The organism is Algoriphagus sp. CAU 1675, assembly GCF_029222925.1.
Classification (GTDB): Bacteria; Bacteroidota; Bacteroidia; order Cytophagales; family Cyclobacteriaceae; genus Algoriphagus.
Window position 1 is genome coordinate 655,052 of record NZ_JARHUI010000003.1, and the last position, 14,955, is coordinate 670,006.

General features: G+C 40.5%; 10 protein-coding genes. 2 read left to right on the forward strand and 8 right to left on the reverse strand.

The window, feature by feature from the left end; translation table 11 throughout:
- The first annotated feature begins 8 nt into the window (after positions 1–8).
- On the forward strand, positions 9–896 hold the full coding sequence (gene cas6, locus P2G54_RS09965) for a CRISPR-associated endoribonuclease Cas6 (RefSeq protein WP_275870660.1): 888 nt from the start codon (positions 9–11) through the stop codon (positions 894–896).
- Between the two features lie 81 nt (positions 897–977).
- On the opposite strand, the gene P2G54_RS09970 is transcribed toward cas6, so the two are convergent.
- Both P2G54_RS09970 and abc-f read right to left on the reverse strand, forming a co-directional pair.
- On the reverse strand, positions 978–2,252 hold the full coding sequence (locus P2G54_RS09970; protein WP_275870662.1) for a DUF5103 domain-containing protein: 1,275 nt from the start codon (positions 2,250–2,252) through the stop codon (positions 978–980).
- Positions 2,253–2,291: 39 nt separating this feature from the next.
- Entirely contained in the window at positions 2,292–4,217 is a 1,926-nt protein-coding gene (gene abc-f, locus P2G54_RS09975) for a ribosomal protection-like ABC-F family protein (RefSeq protein WP_275870664.1), read from the reverse strand.
- A gap of 91 nt (positions 4,218–4,308) precedes the next feature.
- Here abc-f and P2G54_RS09980 point away from each other — a divergent pair, with 91 nt between their 5' ends.
- Positions 4,309–5,505, forward strand: coding sequence for a sorbosone dehydrogenase family protein (locus tag P2G54_RS09980; RefSeq protein ID WP_275870667.1), 1,197 nt, complete (start codon positions 4,309–4,311; stop codon positions 5,503–5,505).
- A gap of 76 nt (positions 5,506–5,581) precedes the next feature.
- On the opposite strand, the gene P2G54_RS09985 is transcribed toward P2G54_RS09980, so the two are convergent.
- The 6 genes from P2G54_RS09985 to P2G54_RS10010 form a co-directional block, all read right to left on the reverse strand.
- On the reverse strand, positions 5,582–6,970 hold the full coding sequence (locus P2G54_RS09985) for an exonuclease domain-containing protein (protein WP_275870669.1): 1,389 nt from the start codon (positions 6,968–6,970) through the stop codon (positions 5,582–5,584).
- 88 nt (positions 6,971–7,058) lie between these two features.
- Positions 7,059–8,639: an FAD-dependent protein gene (locus P2G54_RS09990; protein ID WP_275870671.1), complete on the reverse strand. Its 1,581-nt coding sequence runs from the start codon at positions 8,637–8,639 to the stop codon at positions 7,059–7,061.
- Between the two features lie 96 nt (positions 8,640–8,735).
- The gene (locus P2G54_RS09995) at positions 8,736–10,646 is read right to left on the reverse strand and encodes a nucleoside-diphosphate sugar epimerase/dehydratase (RefSeq protein WP_275870673.1); all 1,911 of its coding nucleotides are present in this window, start codon (positions 10,644–10,646) and stop codon (positions 8,736–8,738) included.
- Between the two features lie 819 nt (positions 10,647–11,465).
- A complete protein-coding gene (locus P2G54_RS10000) occupies positions 11,466–12,077 on the reverse strand; it encodes a sugar transferase (RefSeq protein ID WP_275870675.1) in 612 nt (203 codons plus the stop codon).
- Between the two features lie 3 nt (positions 12,078–12,080).
- Positions 12,081–13,217, reverse strand: a complete 1,137-nt coding sequence (locus P2G54_RS10005; RefSeq protein ID WP_275870677.1) for an aminotransferase class I/II-fold pyridoxal phosphate-dependent enzyme — start codon at positions 13,215–13,217, stop codon at positions 12,081–12,083.
- A 129-nt stretch (positions 13,218–13,346) separates the two neighbouring features.
- Positions 13,347–14,504, reverse strand: coding sequence for an MraY family glycosyltransferase (locus tag P2G54_RS10010; RefSeq protein WP_275870679.1), 1,158 nt, complete (start codon positions 14,502–14,504; stop codon positions 13,347–13,349).
- Positions 14,505–14,955: the final 451 nt, after the last annotated feature.

Consider the following 14,955-nt stretch of genomic DNA (forward strand, 5'->3'; position numbering starts at 1 on the left):
AAAACACCGTGAGAGTTAGACTAATATTTTCATTAAAAAACAAGGGCTCATACTTGCCCTTCCATCACCAGTACATCCTAGCGCAATTCCTTAAAGGTTTAATTGTCAAAGGAGGAAGAGAGGAATTCTTCAACTACAATTACTTCAATTTCTCTGGTCTAAAAGGTCAGACTAAAGTAAGTAGAAGCGGTCTTCACTATTATTCAAGCCTTGTAACCCTTGTATTATCTTCGCAGAGTGAAGATTTCATGGACTATTTGCTTGAGCAGGTGTTTGCCACTCCGAAAATTGAGCTTGGAAATTTAATTCTTTCTCCTGAATACACTGAGCTAGAAGTAGAACCAGAATTGGAAACATCCAACAAGTTTGTGTGTATTTCTCCATTGGTTTTAATCACCCCTGCCTTCAATGAGGAAGCCGGAAAGAGATTCATCAGCCCTGATAGCGATGAGTTTTCTGACTTGCTTTATGAATCCACATTGACCAGAATGGAACGTTCTGGATGGTACACTCCTGAGCAAATGGAGAGTTTCTACAAGTTCCAAGTTGTACCTGACATGGCTTATGTCAACAAGCTGAAAGAAGCTCAAAAGAAATTTGCGAGAATTTATGCAGTGTATGACATGGATGTGAAATACGAAGTAAGAGGGTACACCCTTCCATTTACTCTGTATGCAGCACCTGAAGTTCAGGATTTCGTATTCAAATGCGGTTTGGGTGCATTCACTCACAAAGGATTTGGTATGCTGGATTTGGCGAACCACCCTTCCGGAAACAGAACTACCACTTATAAGTTTAAGCGGGAAGGTTTTGTACCCTACAAACCAACCGAGCGGGTAAGACAAAATGTAGCTCCTACTGAATCAGATACAGAGGACCTGTCCTCCGAAGATTAAGAAAAACCTAATCCCCTTTCATCTCGGAAGGGGATTTTTTTTTGAGGTTCAATCAGGTAATTTTTGATTAGAGCGAAGCCTTTATAATCTACGTCTATTTGGATGGAGATAAACATAACCTACCAACTGATCGTAGCGTGAACCTAATGCCCGGAAATAAACCAAAACTTCGTATTCATTTTCTGTTTCGAAGTGACTTCCTTCAAAAGACTCATTGATCAACTGATCTCCAGATCGGATTGCATACTGGTAATCATACCAGCCCTGCTTCAAAAGTAAGGTGGACTCATAGAGCCTTAAATTGGCATTCCAAGTCATTTTAGCTTCAGGAGATTTTCCCCATTGGCTCATCGCTCCCATCAAATAAACCGGCGACGAACTTTCAGGTATTGCTAAACGAAAGGTGGTCAGGATGTATTCACTGTCAACTTCAGGATTACCTCCCGGCCGGTCATTGTTGTAAATCAAATATTGTCCATTCAAATCCAGATATTGAGAATAGGCCTGATCAGGACGCGGAGTATCTACCTTTGCATCTGCATAAATCACATCTCTCTCCACGGTAACATTCGCAATATTTACGCCCGTAGCCCGAATAAAGCGAAGATCCACAAAGCGAAATTCATTCCCGGCAGAAAATGTATTTTCCCCTTCAAAGCTTTCAAAGCGCATTAGTTTTGAGCTTTCGTTCAAAAAAGTGGGACGGCTCAGATACCTCGCATTATCCCAACGCTGATTTTGGCGAATCAAGACTTTGACCTGGCTATTCGGGTCCATCACTTCCCCTTTTGAATAGTTTACGGTAACATTTAACTGCTGTGAATTTCTTCTTTCCGATGCCTGGGAAGGAGGAATAATGGAAGCCCCAACCGCAAAAAGTGATTCATACACCATAAACCTTCTAGTCAAAATAACCTGGGATTCATCCCGACCCCGGTAAACTTTTAATACATAGTTTCCGGATTTAGTCACATTTGGAAGTTGAAACCGGTAATGGATGTATGGGATTCTGGTATTGACTGAATATTCATAATCCTGAATATTGAACTCATTGAATCTTGGAAGAAAATCATTGTCCCTCAATTGGGATTGTCTCCAATCCGCATCACAATGGATCAATTTGGCAGAATACAATTCCGGATCATAAGCCAAATCATCAAAAAGCAAAACCAAGGACCTACTGTCCCCCATAGAAATTACAGGAGCATCAAGTTGACTATCGTATTCCGCACCAAGTGGAAATAAACGTACGGACTGGATATGGTCCTTATATACCTTATCCTCAATTTGGGAAAATGCAAAAAACGGAATTCCCATAAAGAAAATCAGCCAGGAATTTTTCAAGGAAAACTTCATGGCTGAAAATAGAGAAAAAGGAAGGAATTTGAAATTGAATCAAGCAAGTACTTCCTGAAGTACCGAAATCTGATCCACTAAGGATTCCCACTCGGAATTCTTTGAAGCTAAATCTCCCTCCACTTTTTGATAGTGAATCTGAACTTTCTGAGTTTTATCCTCATCTTGGTACAAGTCAGGATTGGCTAATTCCGCCTCCAAACTGGCCTTTTGGGCTTCCAGTTGCTCCACAGCTACTTCTACTTTTAAAAGCTGTTCTTCAAGTTTCTTGAGATCCCTTTTTGCCTGCTGAAGTTCAAAATTGTCCGCCTGGGGCTTGACTGTCACTTTTTTTACAGACTTTTCCTTTTCCTGTACTTGATTACTTTCTTCCTGCTGGCTTTTCCAAAATTCGTATTCATCATAAGTGCCAGGGTACTCTTTGATCTGATGGTTTTCTATGTACCAAATCTTATTGGCTACTCCCCTGATGAAATGTCTGTCGTGAGAAACGGTAATAAAAGACCCCTCATATTGTTGCAAAGCTTGAATCAAAATATTGACAGACTGAAAGTCCAAGTGGTTAGTCGGTTCGTCAAGTAATAAGAAGTTAGCCTCAGAAATCAGTGTCTTTGCCAAGGCAACCCTGGATTTTTCTCCTCCAGAAAGCACCTTGATCTTTTTGAATACATCATCATTTGTAAAAAGAAAGCAACCCAAAACATTTCTCAGTTCGGTTTCGCTTTTCGAGCTTCCGGCTTGACTCATTTCCTGAATAATTTCATTATCCAGCGTCAAGGCCTCTAGCTGATGCTGAGCAAAAAAGGATTTGATCACATTGTGTCCTTCCGTTCTAGTTCCCTCTATTTTTTCAGAACCGTCAATAATCCTCAGAAGAGTAGATTTTCCTTTACCATTTGCTCCAATTAGGGCAATTTTATCCCCTCTTTCAATTCTTGCAGAGGTGTCTTTCAGAATCACCAGATCCCCATAGGATTTGGACACATGGTCCAGTACTACGACATCCCTTCCGGACTTTTGGCTGAATTTGAAATTAAAATTAACGAAAGCTTCATCATCCACCACTTGATGCACTCTATCCATCCGGTCAAGCGCCTTGATTCTAGACTGAACCTGATTGGATTTTGAGGCTTTTGCACGGAATCTCTCAATAAAACGCTCCGTTTGCTTGATCATCTGCTGCTGATTTTCATAAGCGTTCTGTTGGATTTCCATACGCTCCTTTTTCTCCTTTTTGTAGAAGGAATAATTCCCCGGATATATCGTCAAGGTATGGTTTGCAACTTCTACAATGGTAGTGACGCAGTTATCCAAAAAGGTCTGATCGTGAGAAACTACGATCACCGCACCCTCGTAGGTTTTTAGGTAATTTTCAACCCATTGGATCGAAGGAAGATCCAAGTGGTTGGTCGGTTCATCCAGCATCAACAAAGAAGGCTTTTCAAGAAGCAACTTTGCCAACATTACCCGCATCCTCCAACCTCCTGAAAAAGTTCGAAGTGGTTTGTTCAAATCCTCTGTTTTAAACCCAATTCCTTCCAAAACCTCTTCTGCCTTGGCTTTGATGGTATACCCCTCATTGGACTCAAACCTATCCTGAAGAAAAGCCAAACGATTGATAATTTCCTCAGAATGGTCGGTTTCCATTTTCTTCAAAACCTCATCAATCTCATCCTGCAAGGCAAGCGTTTCCTTAAATGCTGCCAAAGCAACATTCAAAATACTCTCATCTGATTGATAGGAAAGTAGGTCCTGATTTAGAAAGCCAATGGTACAGTCCTTTGCTTTTTGTACATCACCTGAAGTAGGTTGGTAGTCCCCACTTATTATTTTCAAAAGAGTTGATTTCCCGGTTCCATTCTGACCGACCAAACCAATTTTGTCTTTTGGTTTGATATGAAGATTGGCATTTTCGTAAAGAGCACGGCCTCCGATGAAATAGGATAGATTGGTAATCGATAACATGGTGCAAAAATAACCATAAACCCAGTCAAAGAGGATTATTAGCGAAACAATCTCTAATTAATTACATTGCTCTTGAAAAAATCAAATTCAAATGAATCACCTGAGAATATTGAGTATTAGCCTTTCTATAGGTTTACTCGCCATTACAGCCAGTTGTCAACAAAAAGGCAAACTTAGCCCAATCCAAACCCCTGATGGAAGTAACAAAGTAGATATCAGTCAATCCACTGCTGACCTCCCACTTGATAAAATCCTATTGCCGGAAGGATTCAAAATTGAGGTTTGGGCAGCAGATGTTCCCAATGCGAGATCCATGGCAATTTCAGACAATGGGATCATTTTCGTCGGTAATAGACAGGAAAACAATGTCTATGCTTTAGTGGATGAAAATGCCGACGGAAAAGCCGATTCCAAATTCATTCTCGCAGAGGACTTGAGAATGCCAAATGGAGTCGCCTATAAGGACGGAGATTTATATGTGGCTGAAGTAAGCCGAATTCTTCGCTTTAAGGATATCAAAAACAACTTAAACAATCCACAATTCGAGGTAATTTACGATCAGTATCCTACTGAAGGTCACCATGGATGGAAGTTTATTGCCTTCGGACCTGATGGATTATTGTATGTCCCAGTAGGTGCGCCATGTAATATTTGTGACCCTGAAGATGAGATTTATGCAAGCATCACCCGCTTGGATGTAACCCAAGCCAACCCAACACCAGAAGTATATGCACATGGTGTACGTAATACAGTTGGATTTGCCTGGCACCCAGTATCCGGAGACTTGTGGTTTACAGACAATGGCCGTGATATGATGGGCGATGATATACCAGACTGTGAACTGAACCGAGTTACCGAAGCAGGTCAACATTTTGGTTATCCCTACTGGCACGCTGGAACAGTGAAAGATCCAGAATTTGGAGATAAAGGCAAGCCGGCAAGTGAATATGTTCAACCAGCAGCAAAATTAGGGGCTCATGTTGCTCCCCTTGGAATCCGTTTTTATCAGGGAGACATGTTTCCTTCTGCATATAAAAATCAGGCAATTATCGCTAAGCATGGATCTTGGAACAGGAGTAAAAAATCCGGTTACCAAGTTGTGACAGTGGAAATAGATGAATCCGGAAATGTGACTGGCCAAAAGGTTTTTGCCTCTGGGTGGTTGGATGATGCCAGCCAAGAAGTTTGGGGCAGACCAGTTGATGTTCAGGAATTGCCAGATGGAAGCCTGTTAATTTCAGACGATGTCGCGAACTGTATTTACAGGGTTAGCTACTCCAAGGAATAAAAATTAAAAAACCGGGTGCAAAATCGCATCCGGTTTTTTGTTTTCGCTTTTTGGCTTGAAATGGTTATAAAACCATTCAGAATCCAAATGATAACATTGGAGCTTCTTGTTCACTTTTTGGAAGAAGCTTCACCTGTTCAGCTGTAAACTGTTGAAAAAATTGCCTCAGTATATAAAATGTCTCAGGAATTGGTTTGACATCCTTTAGATTTTCTGTTTCAGAATTCCCTTCCACTACAAAGCCATATTTCACCAGCATTCCGCCCTCAAAAAAACAAAGTGCCTTTTCTTCAGGGCTTCTCCCTTCCAACTCAATTCGGATGGTTCCCCTACTTTTTTTGATAGATTCCACAAATTCACCAGCCCTGGAATTATATTCGAAAACCCCTTCCTCGGAATCACATGCTCCTCGGCAAACAGGATCCTGGACTACTTTACAACTTACTTTCCGGATTCCTGAGAGCTTGGAACAAAGTCCATACTTCTCAATTCCCAACTTCAAAAAAGAAAGCGCCTCCTCCCCAGAGAAAAAAGTCTCCAAGGGCTGTATTGATTTAGTTTGCCTGGCAATTTGAAAACGCTGATATCCTGTTCCGTCTTGATAAGTAAACAACCCCCATACGGTCTTTGGAATCTTCAATGCAGAATTATACTTGGGCCATAAGCGTTTGATTTCCAAGGCTTCAATCAACAAAGCCATAAATTCACTTCCTGTTAAATTCCATTGAAGATCTGTTACTTCATCTTTGAGTTGCTGCTTCAATTTAGGCTGAACCTGTCCTGAAAAATGTCCTTTAAACCGCTCTTTGATATTTAGTGCCTTCCCTACATAAATCACCTTCCCTTTGGCATTGAGCATGTAATAAACCCCACATGCTTCAGGGATTTGCATGAATTTTTGAAATGAAAAATTGGGTGGCAAAAAGCTTTCTCCGGAATTCCTTTTGAGAGATGAAAAGACCATATCAGGTCTTTCTTTGATCATCTGATCAAACAGGATAGCCGTGGCACGGGCATCGCCCATTGCACGGTGTCTGGATTCATTGGGGATTTTACGATTTTCACAAAGGCTCCCCAAACTATAGGAACGCAAGCCAGGGTAAATTTTTCTTCCCAAACGAACGGTACATAGTTTCTGGGATTTCAATTCCCTTCCCGTTCTCAAAAAAGACTCCCGCAGAAAGCCAAAATCAAAATTCACATTATGTGCCACAAACACTCTTCCAGCAAGCAACCCCCACAGTTCCTCAGCTATATCCTCAAACTTAGGAGAATTATGGACCATCTGATTGTCTATACCGGTTAGTCCTGTAATATAGGTAGGTATTCCCCTCTCGGGATTTACTAGTGTTTGGTATGTATGGATGATATTTTCACCATTATGAATCAAAACAGCGACTTCCGTGATGCCCCCATCTTTAATACTTCCCCCGGTAGTTTCTATATCTACAATGGCAAATTCCATGAATTAAAGGTATGGAATTGATTCAAGATATGGCAGTTGGTGACAGGAGTAGTCAAACTCCATCAAGGAATGGACTATAGCTTTTAAATCACTTGTTGACATAAGCTGCAATCAACTTTTCCGCACAACGTTCCCCATCCATGGCAGCTGAAACAATCCCTCCAGCATAACCTGCTCCTTCACCACAAGGATACAGGCGTTTGATTTCAACATGCTCAAACGTTTCCCTATCCCGTGGAATTCTGACAGGAGAAGAAGTCCGGCTCTCCACACCAATTAGCTGCGCATCATTGGTTAAATATCCTTTCATTTTTTGGCCAAATGCCTTAAATGCCATTGCCATTCTTTCCGCTATAAAATCCGGCAGTACCTCTCGCATATCCACAGAGTTCAAACCGGGTTGATAGGAAGTATCCAAAAGTGAAGAGCTGACTTTCTTTTGTACAAAATCAAGCATTCTCTGGGCAGGTGCTACTTGTGTCTTTCCGCCGGAAATCCAGGCTTGTTGCTCAATAGCAGCCTGAAATTCCATAGCAGCCAGATTCCCGTATTTCTGATAGGTTGGAAGATCCTCCAATTCTACAGAAACGACCATTCCCGAATTGGCAAACTTACTATCACGACGGCTTGGACTCATCCCATTGACCACCAATTCCCCCGGAGAAGTGGCTGAAGGAACAATAAACCCTCCCGGACACATACAGAAGCTAAAAACGCCTCTTTGTTTTCCTTTATAATTGGTTTGCTGAACCAAAGAATAAGAAGATGCTGGAAGATATGGGCCTCTATCAATCGCACAGTGATATTGAATTCTATCAATCAGATTTTGACTGTGTTCAATCCTCACTCCCAATGCGAAGGGCTTGGCTTCAATTTTTATTTTCTTACTATCCAAAAGCCTAAAAATATCCCTTGCCGAATGCCCTGTTGCCAGAATTACTCCCAAGCCTGTGATTTTATTCCCATTTTGATCAATAACCCCTTTGACTTCCTCTCCCTCTAAAATCAAATCCTCAACCCGTGTTTCAAATAAAACCTCTCCTCCTGCATTTAAGATACTTTCCCGGAGTTTGGTTACTATTACGGGAAGTTTATTGGTCCCAATATGGGGATGCGCATCTACAAGGATATCTTCCGTAGCCCCATGTGCAACAAAAATCTCCATGATTCTCCGTATATCTCCCCGCTTTTTTGATCGGGTGTACAGTTTCCCATCCGAATAGGTTCCTGCACCACCTTCTCCAAAACAATAATTGGAGTCGGGATTTACGATATGTTCTTTATTGATAGCCGCCAAATCCCTTCTTCTGGCACGAACATCTTTTCCACGTTCGATCAGGATTGGCTTGACACCAAGTTCAATTGCCCGAAGGGCTGCAAACAATCCTGCCGGTCCTGCCCCCACAATCAGGATGGGCTCGGCATTTTTCACATTCCTATACTCAGGAAAATGCTCTACAAGAGGTTGGGGAGTTTCCCTTACAAATAATTCTGCCTCAACATTTACTTTGACGTTTCGGCCTCGGGCATCAATTGAGCGCCTTGTTTGTCTTACAAAAGAATCTGCTGCATCCATTGGAAGCCCTGCCTTTTGCAAAACAACATTTTTAAAAACTACAGGATCATAGGCCTCTTCAGGGCTAAGCTGTAAAGTAAAATTCTTTTTCATGGTAAGGTATTTATCCTTAAATCCCTGCAAAAGTACAAGTAATTCGAGAAAATAGCTCGGTGTGAAAAGTTGAAAAAATGAAAAGGCGAAATAAACTTAATTCAGCCTGTCCAAAATCCCGAACCTGGAGGAACTGGAGATAAACTCAGGAACAAGAGTTTTCAGGTGAGCGACCAATTCATTTTCGGAGTTTTTGTAAATCATTTCTTGGAACAAGTCCACCTGCCCTTCAATTTTATGATAGGATGAAGGTAAAACCTGGGCGATCTTAATCTTTGGGTGATGGGTAATTTTTACTGTCTCAAAATCATTTAGGAGTTCTTCATAAAGCTTTTCACCTTCCCTCAGGCCAGTAAATTCAATTTTTATCTCCTCTTCCGAAATCTTTCCTGAAAGTTTGATCATTCTCCTAGCCAGATCCAAGATTTTCACTGGCTCGCCCATATCAAAAATATAGATTCCTCCTCCTTCACCCATGATGCCGGCTTCCAGCACCAATTGACATGCTTCAGGTATGGTCATAAAATAGCGTGTGATTTCAGGATGGGTTACGGTTACAGGGCCTCCGTTCTGAATCTGCTTTTTGAAAAGAGGAATTACCGAACCACTGGAAGCAAGTACATTTCCGAATCGGGTCGTTACAAAGTTTGTATAATTCTGTTTATGGTTCTTCTCCAAATAATCATTCAGAGCATGAACATACATTTCTGCAGCTCTCTTACTTGCTCCCATCACATTGGTCGGTTTAACCGCCTTATCCGTGGAAACCAAAACGAATTTTTCCACCTGATACAAAACAGAGAGATCTGCTAAAACCTTGGTACCAATAACATTGACATGAATCGCTTCCTCAGGGAAACTTTCCATCATAGGAACATGCTTATAAGCTGCAGCATGAAATACAATTTGGGGTTTTAGAGATGAAAAGAGGTCTTTCATCTTACTCCTGTTACGGATATCCCCCAAAACCACCTTTATCTGGCAATCTGGAAAGTTTTGTCGAAAATCATTCTCCAAATCATACAAGGGAGATTCCGCTATATCCAACAAGATGAGAAGCTTGGGGTTATAGTGGGCAATTTGTCTGCAAAGTTCACTTCCAATAGACCCAGAGGCTCCGGTTACCAAGATCACTTTATCCTGTAGGTCCTCCTGAATCCTGGGATTATCCAGGATTATCGGCTCCCGACTCAATAGGTCCTCAATCTTTACTTCCCGTATAGCTCCGGCTGTTAGTCCGCTATTGATCCACTGATCTACAGGCGGAACAGTTGAAACAGCAATGTTTAGCCGAAAACAATCGTCAATAATTTCATTTTTGCGCTTTACCGATAAATTTCTAATTGCTATAATCAAATCGGTAACGCCCATTTTTTCAACTAGCTCCTCCAATCCTTCAGCACCTCTATAAATCCTTTTTCCAACAATGCTTTTACCTTCTTTTTTGGGGTCATCATCTAAAAAGGCGACCGTGTTAAAACGGGTTTTGCTGTCTCGGTTGATCGCTTCAAAGGCTATAATACCAGCCTCCCCCGCACCGAAAATGACACCGATTTTCTGTTCGCTTTGGATCAGCCCTGCTTTTAGATAAATAAATAATTCCTTTACTACTAGTCGATAAAAGACCAACATTACCAAGGAGGACAAACTGGAGATGATCAATACTGAATTAGGAAGCAGAAATCGATCACTCAAAAACTCTCCATGAAAAAAATTCAGGAAGAAAAACATGATAAAGGTAAACAGGACCGTTTTAAAAACATCGGCTCCATCCCGAAACCCGAAATGGCGCACAATTCCTTCATGACTCCGGGTATTCTGCATTACCAACAATCCCCCGATCATGAATGTAAAACTACCTGAAAGAATATCATTCTTTTCTATTTCCGACAACTCAAAATTAAATCGGACCAAATAACCGAACAATGCACAGGTAAAAAGTACAAATGAGTCAATGGTGGCAATTATCCACCTTGGAAGAATCTTCAATTGAACCAAAAAACTCATTTTTATTTCATTACAAAAAGCTGAAAATCAGCTTCCTAATTTTCCATTAGTTTGACTCTCTAATGTAAAGACAATTCTTTTACAACAGAAACAAATTTGTAATATTTTTTCCTTGTAAAATATAATTTTGGTTTATATGTATATCAAATACATTTTATTGCGATTTAAGAAAAATTACATAATTGGAAGGCTTGAATTAAAATTCAGACAAAATCAAATATGTATATCTACTTTATTGCCGGTTTCTGGATAAGAGTAAGCAGAGACAAGCTAAAAATCCAAATCGGGCCTACTTTGGTTTTCATCCATCTGCCTGTTTCCTTACCGCAAAGGCGCAAAAAGCGCAAAGTATGACGCAAAGAAAATGGCTTTTTCGTTCGTTCCCTATAGATTATTAATCGCTCTTTTTGGTTCTAGGCCAATCTGGAAACAAAGGACAAGGAAGCTTGAAAAAACTACCTTTTCGGACTTCTTTGTGTGCTTGGCGGCTTTGCGGTAAGAATTATATAACCTGACTTGGTAAGGGTGAGCGTAGTCAGCCTAAAAAAACTGAGTTTGGGCCTACTTTGGTTTTCATCGATTTGTACAACCCTATCAGCAAACAGAAATTCACCTACTAGCGGGATTCCGGACAATCAAAAAATCAGTCAAAATTTAAGAAATCACTATGAACTAAAATATAAAAATCCCTCCAATTTCAGGGATAAGGAAAAACAGAATTTCAAGTTTTTAGATTATTTATCCATTAATCAGAGAGAAAACCCAAGCAAGTAAAATGGATATTCCTGTAAGTAATGGAATTATCAATAAAGACCGGAATCACTTTTCATTGCCCTCAAACTTGCCCATACTGACATGTCCTTTTTGGGAAACCCCTTTTCCTTTTAAAACATTGAAAAATGTTAAAATCAGGATTTTGAGATCAAGGAAGAAATTATGGTTATCCACATACCAGGTGTCCAATTGAAATTTTTCCTGCCAAGTGATACTGTTTCTGCCATTAATTTGTGCCCATCCTGTTACGCCGGGACGAACTTCATGTCTTCTTATTTGACTTGATGAATAAAGCGGCAGGTACTCAACCAACAGAGGTCTTGGGCCAATCAGACTCATTTCCCCTTTCAGAACATTGATCAATTGGGGAATTTCATCCAGGGAAGTTTTGCGGATCAATCTTCCAAAGGTGGTAATCCGCATATGGTCAGGCAACAAATTTCCGGATTCATCCCTCCGGTCATTCATTGTTTTAAATTTGAGGATATAAAAAACAGTACCGGATTTACCTGGTCTCTCTTGAAAGAAGAAAGGATTTCCCCTGTAATACAGTAAATTAAAGAAAAAAAGGAAAAGAAAAACAGGAGATAAAACCAAAAACATTGCACTTGCAACTAGCAAATCGAGAACCCGTTTTCCTGTCGTTTTGTAAAACACTTTTTAGATTGATTTAGCAAACTCTTGGTGCATTACCTCTGCAATTTTCTCTTGATCATGAAAAGTGAGGCTTACCGAACTTGGAAGGCATATCCCTTTTTCAAACAAGTTGGCCGCCACTTTTCCTCCAAAGAATTGAATATCATTAAATACAGGTTGTAAATGCAAAGGTTTCCAAAGGAATCTTGTTTCAATTTGGTTTTTCATCAATACCACACGTAAATGGTCGTTTGAAAAACCCGTAATTTTCTCGTCAAGTAGTATAGTGCTCAACCAATAATTAGAATAAACTCCATTCCCTTCATTTTGAAATTGAACTCCGGGGAAGGTTGCTAAAAGCTTCTTGTAATTTTCATTAATGCTTCTTCTCTTTTCAATAAACTTATCCAATTGCTCCAATTGGGCCAAGCCAATAGAAGCCGCCAAATTGTTCATTTTGTAATTGTAGCCAATCTCCAAGTGCTGGTAATAGGGTAAATCTTCTCTTGCCTGGGTAGAAAGATGCCTTGCTTTTTGGGCCAATCCCGGTTTATTGCAGATCAGGGCTCCCCCTCCTCCACTTGTTATAATTTTATTTCCATTGAAAGAAAAAACACCCAAGTCACCAAAGGTCCCACAATACTTCCCATCTATGGAACTTCCTACAGCCTCGGCTGCATCCTCCAAAACTGGAATATCATACTTGCGCGCAATTTTCATGATTTCCTTCATCTTGGCCGGCATACCAAAAAGATGAACCACCACTATTGCCTTTGGTTTTTTACCGAAAGCCAAACGGTTGAGAATCGTGTCCTCCAAAATTTCCGGGGACATATTCCATGTGTCAGACTCACTATCCACAAAGATCGGTTTGGCCCCCAAGTAACATATGGGGTTGGCAGAAGCGCAAAAAGTAAAAGACTGACATATCACCTCATCCCCTGCCTCTACTCCCAATAAAACCAAGCCTAAATGAAGTGCGGATGTACCTGAATTAAGAACAACCACCTCGGAATTACTCAGTTTTTCGGAAAGCTTTTTCTCAAATCTGGGAATAAAAGAACCAGAAACTGCCAACTGGCCGGATTCAACAGCCTGTCTCGAATAGATTAATTCATTTCCATTAAAAACTGCAGCAGAAAGTGGTATCTGATATTCCATATATCCAAATTAAAAAGGGCCAGCGAAAATTAGGTCATCAAAAAGCAAACCAATAATGAAATTTAATCCATAAATCTATCCAAATATGCATTCTCGTTGAATCTGAATTTATAAAAAACCTTCCACAGATTAATTCATATTCATATTTGATTCTTTCAAGGCATCTTTATCCAACCTGATTTTATTCTTCTGGGAGGAGGACAAAGCTCGAACCTCCAAGACTCTTGGCATTTTGATCACCCTCTTTTTTACATATTTTACTGCAACCTGGTCCAATCTGATTCCCATCAAAACCACAATGGCAGAAATCGTCGGCAAAACCAAATGATCGGAGTAATCCTTCAGTAAGAACAATAAAAAGATAATTCCCAATTGGAAAGCACCTATTGTAAGGGCAACCTGGTTATGCTTCATTCCCATTCGCATCAAAAAATGGTGAACATGGCTCTTATCTGGTGTCATAGGACCTTTACCCTGAGAAATTCTTCTAGTAAAGACACGTGCCATGTCATAGAGAGGGAACATCATCAAAGAAATCCCCGTGGAGAAAACCGGAACGAATTTAAAATAGGACTGGCTAGGCAATGCGGCATTGTATTCCATAAAGGCAATAATCAAGGCCCCAAGGGTAAAACCTAGCGTCAGAGAACCCGTATCGCCCATGAAAATCTTAGCAGGGTGCCAATTAAAAACCAAAAAGCCTACGATTCCACCTACGAAGGTGAAGGAAAGTACTGCGAAACTTTCTAAACCCTGAATCATAAACCAGATTCCTAAAAAGGAAAAAGCAATTATTGCTACCGTACCTGCCAGTCCATCAAGGCCATCAATGAGGTTGAAAGCATTGGTAATTGCCAAGAGTACAAAGGCAGAAAATACATAGGAAAACCAAACTGGCAACTCTCCTATTCCCAAAAAGCCATCGAGATTGGTGATACGGATATCAGCTGCACCGACAACCAAAATTACTGCGACCAACTGCCCCATAAGTTTGTTACTAGCCTTCAGCTCAACCATATCATCCTGTAAGCCAACAAAAAACATTATGGTAATTGCTCCGAGTAAGTATCGAATATCAGGCAGAGGAAACTGCCAGGCCCAGATGGACATCGCTATTGCTGCAGCCACAAAAAAGCCTATGCCTCCCATTGATGGGACAAAGGATTTGTGAATTTTTCGACCTCCCGGAACATCGCCGATTTTGGCCCTTCTTAGAAGCTTAATCAATATCGGTGTTACCAAAAAACCCACCGAAAAAGCAGTAAGTGCTGCAAAAACAAAAAACATATAAACGTTGGTTTATTTTGTACAAAATTAACTAATCATAATACAAATCCCTTGCCATCAGCCTATTTTTTCGAAATTTTATTGAGGTTAAAAACCTACGAAATACAGAAAAATTAAGAGTAAGGTTCTCATTTTGTTTACCAAAAACAAAAAAGGCTGGATGAAAAAAATCAAATAGTTTGAGTGTGGGTAGTGTTGACTTGATGCGTTAAAGACTTCCGGTTATCGTCAATGCGAAGAGGCGGTAAGCCGACGCGGCAGTTTTTAAGGTAGGTTGTAGGTTTTGAGAATTGAGAATTGAGAATTAGGAATTATGAATTGTGACCTTTGACCTTCCCTAAATAGCGTTGACCGTTTGGTTCAACATTCATTTATAAATTCCATCGGGCAAACATGAGCCAGAGGTTCTTCTCTTGGGCAAACTTCGAAGGGGCTCGATGCCCCTAAGAAG

Coding starts and splice junctions, on each gene's coding strand:
- P2G54_RS09985 (WP_275870669.1), bottom strand. CDS start 6,970: ATGGAATTTGCCATTGTAGATATAGAAACTACCGGGGGAAGTATTAAA.
- P2G54_RS09995 (WP_275870673.1), bottom strand. CDS start 10,646: ATGAGTTTTTTGGTTCAATTGAAGATTCTTCCAAGGTGGATAATTGCC.
- P2G54_RS09980 (WP_275870667.1), top strand. CDS start 4,309: ATGAATCACCTGAGAATATTGAGTATTAGCCTTTCTATAGGTTTACTC.
- P2G54_RS09990 (WP_275870671.1), bottom strand. CDS start 8,639: ATGAAAAAGAATTTTACTTTACAGCTTAGCCCTGAAGAGGCCTATGAT.
- abc-f (WP_275870664.1), bottom strand. CDS start 4,217: ATGTTATCGATTACCAATCTATCCTATTTCATCGGAGGCCGTGCTCTT.
- P2G54_RS10005 (WP_275870677.1), bottom strand. CDS start 13,217: ATGGAATATCAGATACCACTTTCTGCTGCAGTTTTTAATGGAAATGAA.
- P2G54_RS10010 (WP_275870679.1), bottom strand. CDS start 14,504: ATGTTTTTTGTTTTTGCAGCACTTACTGCTTTTTCGGTGGGTTTTTTG.
- P2G54_RS09970 (WP_275870662.1), bottom strand. CDS start 2,252: ATGAAGTTTTCCTTGAAAAATTCCTGGCTGATTTTCTTTATGGGAATT.